Here is a 13,951-nt window from a genome sequence, read left to right on the forward strand (position 1 = left end):
TGGGCGTAATATTTTGTCATTTTTATAAATAGCGCCCTAGTGCCATGATCCTGCCGCCTTATCCTGATTATCAGGGGCGGTGATACCTTAAATGCCATCCGAACGGAGTGCATCTCGATGCTCAGTCTTGCCTTTCCGGCAATTGATCCTGTTGCCATTGCCATTGGTCCGCTGGCCATTCGCTGGTATGCGCTGGCCTATATTGCCGGGCTGATTATCGGGTGGCGCTATACCCTGTATTATATCAGCAAGCCCCCCTATGTGATGACGCGCAACCAGGTCGATGACCTGCTGTTTTGGGCGACCCTTGGGGTTATTGTGGGCGGGCGCACGGGGTATGTGCTGTTTTACAACCTGGATTTTTATCTGGCGAACCCGTCGCATATCCTCAAGGTATGGGAAGGCGGCATGTCGTTTCATGGCGGGATGCTGGGCGTGATTATTGCCGTGTTCTGGTTTGCCCGGCATCGCGGGATTTCGTTTTTGGGCGTGGTCGATGCCGTGGCTGCAGCAGCCCCGATAGGCCTGTTTTTTGGCCGGATCGCCAATTTCATCAATGGTGAGCTGTTTGGTCGCGTCACCGATGTGCCCTGGGGCATGGTGTTTCCGCGCGGCGGGCCGGAACCGCGCCATCCCAGCCAGCTTTATGAAGCAGGCCTGGAAGGCATCGCGCTTTTTTGTATTTTGTTTGCCATTTCACGCAGTGAAAAAATGCGGTCCCATACCGGTGTTGTCGGGGGTGTGTTCCTGGCAGGATATGGCATCAGCCGCATTATCGTCGAATTTTTCCGCCAGCCTGATCAGCAGCTTGGTTATTTGATGTTTGGTGCAACGATGGGGCAGCTTTTGTCGGTGCCGATGGTTCTGATCGGGGCGGGTGTGGCGATTTATGGTTTGAAACGTCCGGCCCTGGTGGGGCAGAAACCCGCCGATGAAAACACTTCCAAAACGGCAAAATCCTGAACCATGACCGATAAAGAAAACCAGACATCGCCGCTGCTGGATCATTTAAAACGCCGGATTTCGATTGCCGGGCCGATTTCGGTTGCGGACTATATGACCGAGGCCCTGGCCCACCCGCAATGGGGATATTATCGCAAGCAGGACCCGTTCGGCCAGGCGGGCGATTTTGTGACGGCCCCGGAAATCAGCCAGATGTTTGGTGAACTGATTGGCCTGTGGGTTGCTGTAACCTGGCAGCAGATGGGCAGCCCGTCGCGCCTGCAGCTGGTGGAACTGGGGCCGGGGCGCGGCACCCTGATGGCCGATGCCCTGCGCGCGGTGCGCAATGTGCCTGGTTTTTGCGATGCCCTGACCGTGCGTTTTGTCGAAACCAGCCCGGTTTTGCGCACCCATCAGCAAACCTCGATTATGCCTTATGGTGTTCCCGCTGTATGGCATGACAGTTTCGAGGATATTCCCGAAAATCAGAATGCACCGATGGTGGTGATCGCCAACGAGTTTTTCGATGCCCTGCCAGTGCGCCAGTTTCAGTTTGGCAAGGATGGCTGGCGCGAAAGGCTGGTGGCGATTTCGGCCGAAAGTGGTGAATTGTGTTTTACCAATGGGCCCTTGGCCCCAATGACCGATGCGCTGGTGCCGGTGAAATTGCGCCCGACCGCCAAGGTCGGCGATGTGTTTGAGGCATCGCCAATGGCCATTTCGATTGCCAACCAGATTGCGCATCGCATCAACCGCGATGGCGGGGCCGCGCTGATGATTGATTATGGTCATCCCCATAGTGCCTTTGGTGATACCCTGCAGGCCCTGCGGCATCACAAATATCATCCTGTTCTTGCCATGCCGGGCGATGCCGATTTGACCACCCATGTTGATTTTGGTGCTTTGGCGCGGACCTTTTCCCAGGCGGATGCCCGCACGGGTGCGGTGCTGGGTCAGGGAACATTTTTGAAAATGCTGGGCATCGAGCAGCGGGCGGAATTGTTAAAACAGTCCGCCACGGTTGATCAGGCAAAGGCCATTGATGCCGCCCTTAACCGCCTTGTCGATGCCGACCAGATGGGAACGCTTTTTAAAGTGCTGATCGCCTATGGTCGCGAGAGTGCGCCGCCCCCCTGTGTAAGCGGGGCCGAGGGATAAGAATGCAGGCTGATTTTGCAGGCGTTGCAGGTGAATCGGATGGAGGAAGCTGATGCCAGATAACCTGATTAAAACCGATAGCGGTATTTCGTATCTGACGTCGGATGTTTTTGGTGGCATGAGCGGCCTTAAACACGGCTTTTTCACCCGTGAAGGGGGAATGAGCAACGGTATTCATGCTGGTTTGAATGTGGGTTTTGGCTCGGATGATGATGCGGAAATTGTTGCCCGTAACCGTGCGCTTGCTGCGGCTGCCTTCGGGACGACATCTGACAGGCTGACAACGGTTTACCAGGTGCATGGCACCGATGTTGCGGTGCTTGAACGTCCGCTTACGCGTGATGAACTGCCCCGCGCTGACGCGATGGTGACGGACCGCGAAAATGTCATGCTGGGTATTTTAACGGCCGATTGCACACCAGTTCTGTTTTGTGACCCGGTCAAGCAGGTGATTGGGGCATGCCATTCGGGCTGGCGCGGGTCCTTTGCCGGTGTGTCGGAAAGCACGGTTGTGGCGATGGAAAAGCTGGGTGCCAGCCGCGCAAATATTGTTGCCGCCATTGGCCCCTGCATTGGCCGTGCTTCTTACGAGGTGGATGCCGGGTTTCGCGCGCGCATCCTTTCTGGTCCGCGCGGCGATGATGACCTGTTTGATCCTTCAGACCGTGACGGGCATTACATGTTTGATTTGCCGGAATATGTATATCGGCGCACCTGTGATACCGGCATTGCAAAGGTTGATCTTCTGGCCTGCGATACACTGGTCGAAGAACAGTTGTTTTTCAGTTATCGTCGCACCACATTGCGCGGCGAGCCCGATTATGGGCGCCAGCTTTCGGCGATTATGCTGGGCTAGCCAGTACTGCGGATGACGAAAGGGTTTTGGCCGTGCCCCATATGATCATGTTATTTGCCTTTATCATCATAGCGTCGATGGTGGGCTGTGTGGCGATGATGTGAAGACAGATATGACAATGGCTTTGCGTTTTTTGACTATTGTGATGCTGGTTGGGCTTTTGGCAGCCTGTGGTCAACTGCCACGGCCGTTTGAAGGGGCGGGGCGCGAAGGCAACCCGGAACTTCTTGATGTGCCCGATGCCCAAACCGTGAAGGTGGATATCGCGCGTGATTTGCCCGATGGTGCGGCGCGCCATTTGGCCCGGGCAATGGTGCGTACCCTGCGTGCAGGCGATATCGCCGCTTATTCCGAAGATCCCTCGCCGGGGAAATATGTGCTCCATCCCAATGTAACAGCCCGGCTAGATGATGGTGGGCAGGCCCATGTTGATGTGACGTGGCTGTTATATAATGATCAGGGTCTTGCGATAGACTCGATGTCCAATACCGGCCAGATCAGTGCGCAAAGCTGGTTTGCCGGTGGGCCAACCGGCTCCGAAGACGGGTCAATGAATGTGCCGCCCGATATTGCCCGCAAGGTTTCCAGACTTTCCAACGGGGGGGGACAACAAGATGACCCAGCCGCCCTTGAATTTGACCAGTTGGTAAAGGCCCCGGCAGCGTGGGTGGTGACAAAGATCAGCGGTGATCGCCCATCAATGGCAATGGCAAAGCCGTTAAAGGTGGCCCTTGTTGCATTTGCCGGTGCGCCCGGCGATGGCAATGAGGCCCTGAAGCGCTCCGCCCGTGCATTTTTGCAGGCCAAGCGCATTACGGTGGATGATGATATCGGCCCGCAAACCATTGTCCTGTCTGCGTCGATCACTGTGCAGCCGGTGAAAAAGGCCCAGGGCACGCCCGAGATTGACCGGGTATCGATTGACTGGGTGCTGTTAGATGATAGCGGCCATGAACTGGGCCAAATGACGCAGAACAATGCCGTCCCGCATGGCAAGCTGGATCAGAAATGGGGCAGTGTTGCATCCCTGGCCGCCCAGGCGGCGGTGGATGCGCTTGAAGGGGCCCTGGGGCAGATTGCCCGGGACCGAGGCCTGTTGTTGCGTCCCGATAAATAAGGGGCACTGGCGTAAGGGTGCGGTAAAGCCCGTGATAAAACAAATGGATAAATTCCGTGCTGCCGCGCAAGGGGACTCGGTTACAGTGTGAAACCTTCCCTTGGGTGAACGGTATGTTGCTACTGGCAACTCGTGGTTTTGTGTTTGTTGGTGTGAAATCTGATAGGATGCACTGGCCGTGCCTACGGGCTTTGCATATCTTTCATGCGTGAAAAGACCGGCCTGTTAGCCATAGCGACCATTTACAGACTGTTAAGGTCTGGTTATAAAGCCGCCGCGGTCCCTATGGGGGGCTGCGTAGGCACATTTATCGCTTTCCCGGCACCCATAAACCGAGGCCCCACATGAAAATCCTCGCCTGTAACAGCAATCTGCCGTTGGCAGAATCCATTGCGGATCATTTGAATCTGCCGTTGACCCGTGCAGATGTGAAACGATTCTCCGATCAGGAAATCTGGTGTGAAATTCAGGAAAACGTCCGCGGTGAGGACGTTTTTGTGATTCAGAGTACATCTTTTCCGGCAAATGACAATTTAATGGAACTGCTGGTGATGCTTGATGCGCTGCGTCGCGGTTCCGCGCGTCGTATCACCGCCGTTATGCCCTATTTCGGGTATGCCCGCCAGGACCGCAAATCCGGGCCCCGCACCCCGATTTCGGCCAAGCTGGTTGCCAACCTGATTACGGTTGCTGGTGCCGACCGCGTTTTGACGATGGACCTTCATGCCGGTCAGATTCAGGGCTTTTTCGACATTCCGCTTGATAACCTGTTTGCATCGCCTGTTTTGACCAGCGACATCCGCGCGAAGTTTGAAGGCCAGAAACTGGTCATCGTCAGCCCGGATGTGGGCGGTGTGGCCCGTGCGCGTTCGGTTGCAAAACGCCTGGACGCGGAACTGGCGATTATCGATAAACGCCGCCCCAAGGCCGGTATTTCCGAAGTCATGCACGTTATTGGTGATGTAAAGGATGCGGCCTGCATCCTGGTTGACGATATTGTGGATTCCGCTGGTACCCTGTGCAATGCGGCAACAGCTCTTAAGGAACGCGGGGCATCGTCGGTTGCGGCTTATGTCAGCCACGGTGTTTTGTCCGGCCCGGCAGTGGAGCGTATTGCCAATTCGCCGATGAGCGAAGTTGTCACAACGGACTCGATCAAAGCCTCCGAAGCAGTGCGCGGGTGTGCGAAAATTCGTCAATTGCCCATCGCGCCCCTGATGGCAGAAGCAATTCGTCGTATTTCGGAAGAAAAATCTGTTTCCGTTCTTTTTGATTGAGGGTATAAGGCCCTCGCTGCGCTGGCACCCCTGGAGGCCAGCGCGCTTGTTTTCGTGGGCTTTCAGCGGTGAGTCACACCGACCTGCGGAAACGATACTGTCTTAGTTCAAGGAGCTTTTCCGATGGCAAATGCCACTCTTACTGCGGAAATCCGTGAACGGGCCGGAAAGGGGGCCGCCCGTGCCGTGCGTCGTGCCGGTATGGTCCCTGGTGTCATCTATGGTGCAAAACAAGAACCTGTTATGTTCCAGATTGACCCGCGTCCGCTCGTGAAACTGCTGCACAAGCCGGGTTTCTTCTCGCACGTGTTGACCATTGATGTTGCTGGCACGTCCTATGACGTTCTGCCGCGCGACGTTCAGTTTGACAAAGTGACCGACGAACCGATCCATGTTGACCTTCTGCGCTTTGCAAAAGATCACAAGCTGACGGTTGAAGTTCCGGTTCGCTTTATCAATGAAGAAAAATCTCCGGGCCTGAAACGCGGTGGCGTTCTCAACATCGTTCGTCATGATGTTGAACTGAACTGCGATCCGAAGGCAATTCCGGAAGAGCTGGTCTTCGATCTGAGCGGTTTTGAAGTTGGCGACTCGATTCACATTTCGGCAACGACCCTGCCGAAAGGTGCCGAGCCGACCATTACCGACCGTGACTTCACCGTTGCAACCATTGCTGCACCGTCATCTTTGAAATCCGAAGATAACGCTGCTGGTGATGAAGAAGACGCAACCGAAGAATAAAATCGGGGACTTGCGATGTTTTTGGTGGTTGGACTGGGAAACCCGGGTTCGGGATATGCCGGCAATCGTCACAATATCGGCTTTATGGCGGCGGACGAAATCGTCCGCCGCTATTCTTTTGGCCCCTGGCGGCGCAAGTTTCAGGGGCAACTGGCCGAAGGCGATATTGACGGGATCAAGGTTTTGGTTTTGAAGCCTGAAACCTTTATGAACCTGTCCGGGCAATCGGTCGGGGAAGTGCTGCGGTTTTATAAAATTCCGATTGAAGATGTGATCGTCCTGCATGACGAACTGGATTTGCCACCGGGCAAGTTGCGGGTCAAACGGGCAGGCGGGCATGGCGGGCATAATGGCCTGCGTTCGATCGATGCCCATTGTGGTAAGGATTATCGCCGGGTACGGCTGGGCATTGGCCATCCGGGCGACAAGGCGCTGGTGCATGGTCATGTTTTGGGGGATTTTTCCAAATCCGAACAAAATGGCTGGCTGACAGCCCTTCTTGACGGAGTCGCGCAGGAATTGCCGCGCCTGATCAAGGGGGATGAAAGTGCCTTTATGAGCAAGGTTGCCAATTTTGTTTCGCCGCCCAAACCAAAGGCGGAAAAACCGGTAAAGCCGCAAAAAGCAACTGGTGCGCCCGACGGGGCAAAAAACACAGGCCAGGGCCCGGTGAAAGAAAAGCCGGCAAAGGAAAATTCTGCGGCGAAGAACGCCGGAAGCGACCAGAAGGACGATGCGCCGACCTCGATGGCCGCAGCCCTTGCCAAGGCATTTCGCCTGAAAAAATAAGTTTGCGCAAAAGTGAGTGACCGGCCCTGCCCATGTGTGGCATTGCGGGTGATATATTGAAATTCAGATGTGACGGAGCCCGAAAAAGATGGGATTCAAATGTGGTATCGTTGGTTTGCCCAATGTTGGGAAATCGACCCTGTTTAACGCCCTGACACAGACGGCAGCCGCCGAAGCGGCCAATTTTCCGTTCTGCACGATCGAGCCGAATACCGGCCGTGTGAGCGTTCCCGATGATCGCCTTGATAAAATCGTTGCCATTTCCAAGTCGGCAACCATCATTCCGACCCAGCTGGAATTTGTTGATATTGCCGGTTTGGTGCGTGGTGCGTCCAAGGGTGAAGGCCTGGGCAACCAGTTTTTGGCTAATATCCGCGAAACCGATGCCATTGTGCATGTGCTGCGCTGCTTTGAAGATGGCGACATCACCCATGTTGAAGGCTCGGTTGACCCGGTGCGCGATGCGGAAACCATCGAAACCGAGCTGATGCTGGCCGATATGGAAAGCCTGGAAAAGCGTGTGACCGGCCTGCAAAAGCGTGCCAAGGGCAACGACAAGGATGCCAAGCTGACCCTGGAACTGGTCGAACGCACCCTGGAAGTGCTGCGTGATGGCAAACCGGCGCGTGTTGTGGAAGTGAACAACGAAGACGAAGCCAAGGCGTTTCGCATGTTGCAGCTTCTGACCAGCAAGCCGGTTTTGTATGCCTGTAATGTTGACGAAGACAGTGCGGCGGACGGCAACGAATTTTCCGCCAAGGTGGCCGAAATGGCGGCCGCTCAGGGGGCACGTTCGGTGGTGGTTTCGGCCGCAATTGAATCCGAAGTTGCCCTGCTGGAAAGTGCCGAGGAAAAAGAAGAGTTTCTGGAAAGCCTGGGCCTTGAAGAAACCGGTCTCGCCCGTGTTATTCGCGAAGGCTACAAACTTCTGAACCTTCTGACCTTCTTTACTGTTGGTCCGAAAGAGGCCCGTGCCTGGACCGTGTTTGACGGCGCAACTGCGCCGAATGCGGCTGGTGTGATCCATACCGATTTCGAGCGCGGTTTTATTAAGGCCGAAACAATGGCCTATGACGATTTCATCGCTTGCAACGGCGAGGCCGGGGCGCGCGAGGCTGGCAAGCTGCGCCAGGAAGGGAAAAACTATATCGTCAAGGACGGCGATATTTTCCACTTTAAATTCAATGTCTGATCACTCGATGTGATTTCGAAATTTCAGGCCGTCATGTGGTGTGCATGGCGGCCTTTTTTGTCGCCATGGGTGTAAAATGGTGGCTGTTGGCAGAAATATGTCGCAAGAACCTTGCCTTTGTGCGGTGCAACCGTCACCCTGTTCTAAACTGGAATGATGCAAACCACACATGCCGGTTGGTTCTGTCGGAACTTTGCCAGGCACCGTGATGGATTGCAAAATGGCAAGATGAAAACAGGAATGATGCTGTGAATTGTCTTTCGGGTTTAGCACAGGTTCTGTTGGTTTTTAATTCGGCCCACGGTCGCCCTGGCCGGGTGGGCCGGGTTCTGGCCGAGATGGGATATACGTTTGATATTCGCCGTCCCGGCGAGGGCGAGGATTTGCCAACGGATCTTTCTGCCTATCAGGGGGTAATCGTTTTTGGTGGCCCCATGAGCGCAAATGACGATCACGAACCCAACGTTGCCCGTATCATGGAATGGTTGCCGCGTGTCGTGGATGCCGATGTGTGGTATCTGGGCATTTGCCTTGGCGCCCAGATGATGGCGCGCAATCTGGGTGCTGCGGTGCGCCCGCATGATCGGGAACAAACCGAAATCGGTTATTATCCGGCCTATGTGACCCCGGCCGGACGAGACCTTTTTCCTGCCCATATGATGGTCTATCACTGGCATAGTGAAGGTTTCGACGTTCCTGCCGGGGGTGAATTGTTGATGACGGGCGATGTGTTTCCCCATCAGGCCTATCATGTGGATCATCGAATTTGGGGCCTTCAGTTTCATCCCGAAGTCGATGACGAAATACATGAAAGCTGGCTTGAGAAAGCGGCAGATAAAACAGCCCAGGCCAACGCCCAGAACCCTGATCAGCAACGTGCAGGTCGGCAAAAATATGATGCCGCCTTTGGTCAATGGTTTGCGACTTTTGCCCGGCAGGTTTTATCACCTGCAACCTCTGTATCAAGGTGCTCGACACGAGGCCGTTAGTTCGCTAGACCATTGTACATGTCTTTAAAGCGCAAAGGGAGGGTCTCTCCCTGTCACATGATGCGCTTTTTCATTTTAACGGGAGAATAAGAATGCTGTTTGGCAAGGCGACGCTGGTTCGGTGTGTGTTTGCCGCCGTCGGTGCGTTTATGGCTGTTTCTGCGGTATCGGCCCCGGCAATGGCACAGGATGCCGGCAAGGACCCGCTGTGGAAAAAAGAATGTGACCAAAAGAACCCGGACCGTTGCCAGATTGGCCAGCAGGTGTTCCTGCAAAAGGATGTGGATGGCAAAAAGGAAACTGTCGGTCGTATCCTGGCCGTGACGGTGCAAAAAGCCACCAATCCCAAAACCAAGGAACAATTCTCGGTTCTTAACATGCAATTGCCGCTGGGCGTTGATTTGCGTCCGGGCATCGTCATCAAGGTGGATGAGGGCAAGGAAATCAAGGTCATTTACAGCAAATGCACCAATGCAGGCTGTGATGCCGCTTTGGTCATGAATGATGAACTTGTCGGCGCGATGAAGGCTGGTGCGACCCTGTTTGTCGGCTTCCGCGCCTGGGGGAACGAACAGACCCAGGTGATCAAGGCATCGCTGAGCGGCTTTACCGCTGCGCTGAATTCCTTGAGTTAACGGTTCCGAAGGCCGGTATCCCCGGCATGGGCTTGGTCTGAAAAAGATGCCGGTTATCGCGTGTGTGATACCCGGCATTTTTTGTTATTGTCGATTGGGTACGGCGTTAAAAACGGTCAATGACCGTGACACCGGTGCCGACAAAACTGTCCATATTCATAAGGGCGGTGGCCCCTTCGGCCAGGGTAATGCGATCACCAATCAGCTTTTGCGGCACGATCTTGCCTGTCGCAATCATGTCGAGCATGGCATCATAGCGAAAGGCCTGCATGCCGTGGCTGCCCAGAACTTCAAGTTCGTGGGCGACAACCCGGTCCATCGGAATTTTGGCATGGGCATGATCGCCGGTCATAAGGCCGATCTGGATATGTTTGCCGCGTTTGCGCAGGCAGGATACGGAATTAAAGCACGTTACAGCACTGCCAAGCCCGTCAACCGAAATATGGGCCCCGCCGCCAGAAAGATCGCGAACCGCCCCGGCAACATCTTTGATCGATTTGGCATTGATGGTGGCATTGGCACCGATGGTTTTGGCAAAGGCGAGTTTTTCGTCGTCAATGTCCACGGCAATCACATTTGCCCCGGTGGCAGCCGCAATCATGATGGCCGAAAGACCAACACCGCCACAGCCATGCACCGCCACCCATTGACCAGCCCGCACCTGGCCCTGGTCAATCACGCCGCGAAAACTGGTTGCGAACCGGCAGCCAAGGCTGGCAGCGGTGACGTAATCCAGTTCTTCGGGCAGGGCGACAAGGTTGCCATCGGCATAATCAATCGCAACATATTCGGCAAAGCTGCCCCATGCGGTGAATCCGGGCTGAAACTGACGGTCGCAAACCTGCTGGTTACCACTGCGGCATTCCGGGCAGTGCCCGCAGCCCGAAACAAACGGCACCGTGACGCGGTCACCCACGCGAAAGCGTTTTACGTTTTTGCCAATGGCCACAATGCTGCCGGCAAATTCGTGGCCTGGTACGTGGGGCAACTGAATGTCGGGATCGTGGCCCATCCAGCCGTGCCAGTCGCTGCGGCACAGCCCGGTCGCGCCGACTTCAATCACCACACCATCCTCGGCTGGCTCGGGGTCCGGCAGTTTCTGGACTTCGATCGGTCCCTGAAATTCCTCAAAAAATGCAGCACGCATCAGGTATCTCCAGTGAAAACAAAACGCGACGGGAAACCCTTCCCAAGCCATTAAATATCAATAGTCTATCGTGGTTTTGCTGGTGCCGAAACCATCGGGAAAGAACTTTTTACCAGTGGTGTGACGTTTCACGCCAGACGATTTCGCATGTCGGCCTGTTTTGGTGGCGTGTTTTAATCCGCATTCCCTTTGGGCGGTTTGCGACGCACGCCCGGTACACCAATGCCGTGCCGTTTGGGCCGATTGGCGGGGGAAGCATGCGAGGTATTATTTGTTTCCTGATCCGGCGATGGTCCCCAGGGCTGCGGGCCTGGTTTGTTTGAAGGGGCGTTTTTATCGCTTAGATCATCCCCATAAATCACATCGCCGGGACGCCAGGTCCAGGGGGGTGAATTGTCTTTTGACTGTTGCGTGCCCGAAGAAGGGGCCCTGGAAAACCCGTGCCGGGCATCGCGTTTTTGGGCCTTTTCACGCTCATAGGCAGCGGCCCAGGGCGGCGCATCAAAGCGGAATTCGGGGCTGGTGCCACCCTTGCTGTTGCGATAGCGGCCGGGGCGATAAACCCCAAAAACCGGTTGTTGTTTTGGCCCACCCTGCCACAGGGGGACATGGCGATATTTGAAAAACGGAATCAAAAGCAAACCGGCGGCAAAACCGGCAACATGGGCGGCCCACGCCACACCATCATTGACCCCGCTTGTCAGGTTGATCACCTGCATGCCGATCCAGAATCCCAGCACAACAACGGCCGGAACATAAAAAATAAGCACCCAGAAAAACCACACCAGAACCCGCGCCTTGGGATAAAGCAGAAAATAGGCCCCCAAAACCCCGGCCAGGGCACCGGAGGCGCCGATCATGGGGATTTGGGATGATGTATCGGCCAGGGCATGGCCCAGGGCGGCCGCCACACCGCACAAAAGATAAAAGGCCAAAAACCGCCAATGCCCCATCGCATCTTCGACATTATTGCCAAAAACCCACAGATACAGCATGTTGCCGCCAATGTGCATCCAACCCCCATGCATGAACATGGCGGTGAAAATGGTCAGAAATTCGTAACCAGGCGGGAAGGCAGCCAGCTCTGACGGTAGTTCGACATGACCAAACAGCACTGCCGGGATCGCCCCATATTCGATATTGGCGCGAATGATGCCACGGTGCCCCAGGGACAGGGTCATCAGGAAAACAATGACATTTACGGCAATCAGGCCCCATGTGACCCAGGGTGTCAGGGTAGTGGGATTGTTATCCTTGATGGGCAGCATGGGCGTTTGGTTCCGTAAAAATTCTCTGATCGGTCAATTTGGTAAATATATTTTGTTGGGTGCAGCTTTGGCACGATGTCAGTTTAGGTGTCCGGGCTGCGATGTTCGGGAGACTTTCAGGCAACATCGGCGGCTTTACAAGGGTTTAGTGACCCACGCAAATAGGCTCCCAGTTTGCGGTATTCGGCCTTGCGGGCCGAGCTGCGACGCCACACCAGGCCAATCCGGCGAACCGGCACCGGGTTTTCAAAGGGCAAAATGGCGATGGTATCGCGGCGGCGAGCCTCAACTTCCAGGGCCATTTCAGGTAACAGGGTCGATCCGATGCCCGCTGCGACCATTTGCACCAGGGTGGACAGGCTGTTGGCCTGAAAGTCGGCGGATTTGCTCCAACCTGCACGCTGGCAGATTTCCAGTGCCTGATCGCGCAGGCAATGGCCGTCTTCAAGCAACAGCAGCTTTTCGTCCTTGATATCGTCGATATTGATTTTCTTTTTGGCCGTTAACGGATTGTCCGGGCTGCAGGCAAAAACGAATCTGTCTTCAAACAGGTCCATTTCCTCAAGGCCGTTTTCCTCTATTGGCAGGGCAATCAGGGCCAGGTCCAGTTTGCCGCCCAAAAGCAGATCCACCAGCTTGGCTGTCTGGTCTTCGCGCAGGAAGGGCTGCATTTTGGGAAAACCACTGCGCAGGCGCGCCATGACATCGGGCAGAAGATAGGGGCCGATGGTGGGGATGACGCCGATATTGATCGGGCCGACCAATGGCTGGTTGGCGGCATGGGCAACAACGGCCAGTTCGTCGACCTCGCGCAAAATATGCCGCGCCCGCGAAACAACTTCCTGCCCCAGGGCGGTAATCAGCACCTGGCGCTTGTTGCGTTCCACAAGTTGTGCACCCAGCAGGTTTTCAAGCTCGCTGATTGCGGCTGACAGGCTGGGCTGCGTGATGAAGCAGGCCTCGGCAGCGCGACCGAAATGGCCGGTTTCCGCCAGCGCGACCAGATATTTGAGCTGTTTGATGCTGGGTTGGGCCGCCATAAATTTTTCCTATCGAAAAACCAGATTTATTTTATTGGTCATAGGTAAAGCAATTAACTACAAATCGCCACCAGCGATGTTGCTTTTTGCACATGCAAACTAAATCTAGAGAGGCCCATCGGGGGCCTTACAGGGATTATAAACATCAAGCGTTAGGAGTACAGCAATGCTCACCGTTGGAGATACCCTCCCGGAATTCAATCTTACCGGTGTTTCGGGCAAAACCGCAGACAGCTTTGCCCCGGTTACAGACAAATCTTTTGACGGAAAATGGAAGATTCTGTTCTTCTGGCCGAAGGACTTTACCTTTGTCTGCCCGACCGAAATCGTTGGTTATGGCGAACTGAACGGCGATTTTGAAGATCGTGATGCCGTTCTGCTCGGTTGCTCGACCGATACCGATTTTGTCCATGCTGCATGGCGTACCCACCACGAAGACCTGGGCGACAGCCCGTTTGTCTGGCTGGCTGACGAAAAGAAAGAACTGGCAAATGCGCTGGGCGTGATCGCAAAGGGCGAAGGCGTTGCTCTGCGTGCGACCTTCATCGTTGATCCGGAAGGCATTATCCGCCACGTTCAGGTGAACGATCTTTCTGTGGGTCGTAACCCGCAGGAAACCCTGCGTATTCTCGATGCACTGCAGACCGACGAGCTTTGCCCGTGCAACTGGAACAAGGGTGAAGCCACCCTCTAAGCCTTTGGCTTGGACCTCGCTTGAATTTCGGACCGGGCAGGTAATGCCCGGTCCATCCTGGCCCGCACGGAATTTGCCGTGCCATTCGGGTCACGCGCAGCCAAAC

General features: G+C 55.2%; 14 protein-coding genes. 11 read left to right on the forward strand and 3 right to left on the reverse strand.

Annotated elements, in window-relative coordinates; translation table 11 throughout:
* The first annotated feature begins 117 nt into the window (after positions 1–117).
* From lgt to LF95_RS14405, 10 genes are all read left to right on the forward strand, one after another.
* Positions 118–963 (forward strand): prolipoprotein diacylglyceryl transferase, encoded by an 846-nt coding sequence (gene lgt / locus LF95_RS14360; RefSeq protein ID WP_073955719.1) that lies wholly within the window; start codon positions 118–120, stop codon positions 961–963.
* Positions 964–966: 3 nt separating this feature from the next.
* Entirely contained in the window at positions 967–2,100 is a 1,134-nt protein-coding gene (locus LF95_RS14365; RefSeq protein WP_073955720.1) for a class I SAM-dependent methyltransferase, read from the forward strand.
* Between the two features lie 52 nt (positions 2,101–2,152).
* Positions 2,153–2,956, forward strand: a complete 804-nt coding sequence (gene pgeF / locus LF95_RS14370) for a peptidoglycan editing factor PgeF (RefSeq protein WP_215905686.1) — start codon at positions 2,153–2,155, stop codon at positions 2,954–2,956.
* Between the two features lie 118 nt (positions 2,957–3,074).
* Complete coding sequence (locus tag LF95_RS14375; protein WP_252509771.1) at positions 3,075–4,073, forward strand: hypothetical protein; 999 nt, start codon at positions 3,075–3,077, stop codon at positions 4,071–4,073.
* Positions 4,074–4,417: 344 nt separating this feature from the next.
* Entirely contained in the window at positions 4,418–5,350 is a 933-nt protein-coding gene (locus LF95_RS14380) for a ribose-phosphate pyrophosphokinase (protein WP_073955722.1), read from the forward strand.
* 123 nt (positions 5,351–5,473) lie between these two features.
* Positions 5,474–6,091, forward strand: coding sequence for a 50S ribosomal protein L25/general stress protein Ctc (locus LF95_RS14385; protein WP_073955723.1), 618 nt, complete (start codon positions 5,474–5,476; stop codon positions 6,089–6,091).
* Between the two features lie 15 nt (positions 6,092–6,106).
* Entirely contained in the window at positions 6,107–6,880 is a 774-nt protein-coding gene (gene pth, locus LF95_RS14390) for an aminoacyl-tRNA hydrolase (RefSeq protein WP_073955724.1), read from the forward strand.
* A gap of 88 nt (positions 6,881–6,968) precedes the next feature.
* Positions 6,969–8,072: a redox-regulated ATPase YchF gene (gene ychF / locus LF95_RS14395; protein WP_073955725.1), complete on the forward strand. Its 1,104-nt coding sequence runs from the start codon at positions 6,969–6,971 to the stop codon at positions 8,070–8,072.
* Positions 8,073–8,320: 248 nt separating this feature from the next.
* Entirely contained in the window at positions 8,321–9,061 is a 741-nt protein-coding gene (locus LF95_RS14400) for a glutamine amidotransferase-related protein (protein ID WP_073955726.1), read from the forward strand.
* 92 nt (positions 9,062–9,153) lie between these two features.
* Positions 9,154–9,696: an invasion associated locus B family protein gene (locus LF95_RS14405; protein WP_073955727.1), complete on the forward strand. Its 543-nt coding sequence runs from the start codon at positions 9,154–9,156 to the stop codon at positions 9,694–9,696.
* A 106-nt stretch (positions 9,697–9,802) separates the two neighbouring features.
* Here the strand turns inward: LF95_RS14405 and LF95_RS14410 are convergent, their stop codons facing one another.
* The 3 genes from LF95_RS14410 to LF95_RS14420 all read right to left on the reverse strand — a co-directional run bounded on the left by LF95_RS14410 (position 9,803) and on the right by LF95_RS14420 (position 13,151).
* Positions 9,803–10,843, reverse strand: a complete 1,041-nt coding sequence (locus tag LF95_RS14410; RefSeq protein WP_073955728.1) for a zinc-dependent alcohol dehydrogenase family protein — start codon at positions 10,841–10,843, stop codon at positions 9,803–9,805.
* Positions 10,844–11,016: 173 nt separating this feature from the next.
* Positions 11,017–12,111, reverse strand: a complete 1,095-nt coding sequence (locus LF95_RS14415; RefSeq protein ID WP_083607696.1) for a rhomboid family intramembrane serine protease — start codon at positions 12,109–12,111, stop codon at positions 11,017–11,019.
* Between the two features lie 116 nt (positions 12,112–12,227).
* Entirely contained in the window at positions 12,228–13,151 is a 924-nt protein-coding gene (locus LF95_RS14420) for a LysR substrate-binding domain-containing protein (RefSeq protein ID WP_073955729.1), read from the reverse strand.
* A gap of 166 nt (positions 13,152–13,317) precedes the next feature.
* Here LF95_RS14420 and LF95_RS14425 point away from each other — a divergent pair, with 166 nt between their 5' ends.
* Entirely contained in the window at positions 13,318–13,845 is a 528-nt protein-coding gene (locus LF95_RS14425; RefSeq protein ID WP_073955730.1) for a peroxiredoxin, read from the forward strand.
* Positions 13,846–13,951 lie beyond the last annotated feature (106 nt).

Origin of the sequence: Thalassospira sp. TSL5-1 (genome assembly GCF_001907695.1) — a bacterium.
In the GTDB taxonomy this organism is placed as follows: Bacteria; Pseudomonadota; Alphaproteobacteria; order Rhodospirillales; family Thalassospiraceae; genus Thalassospira.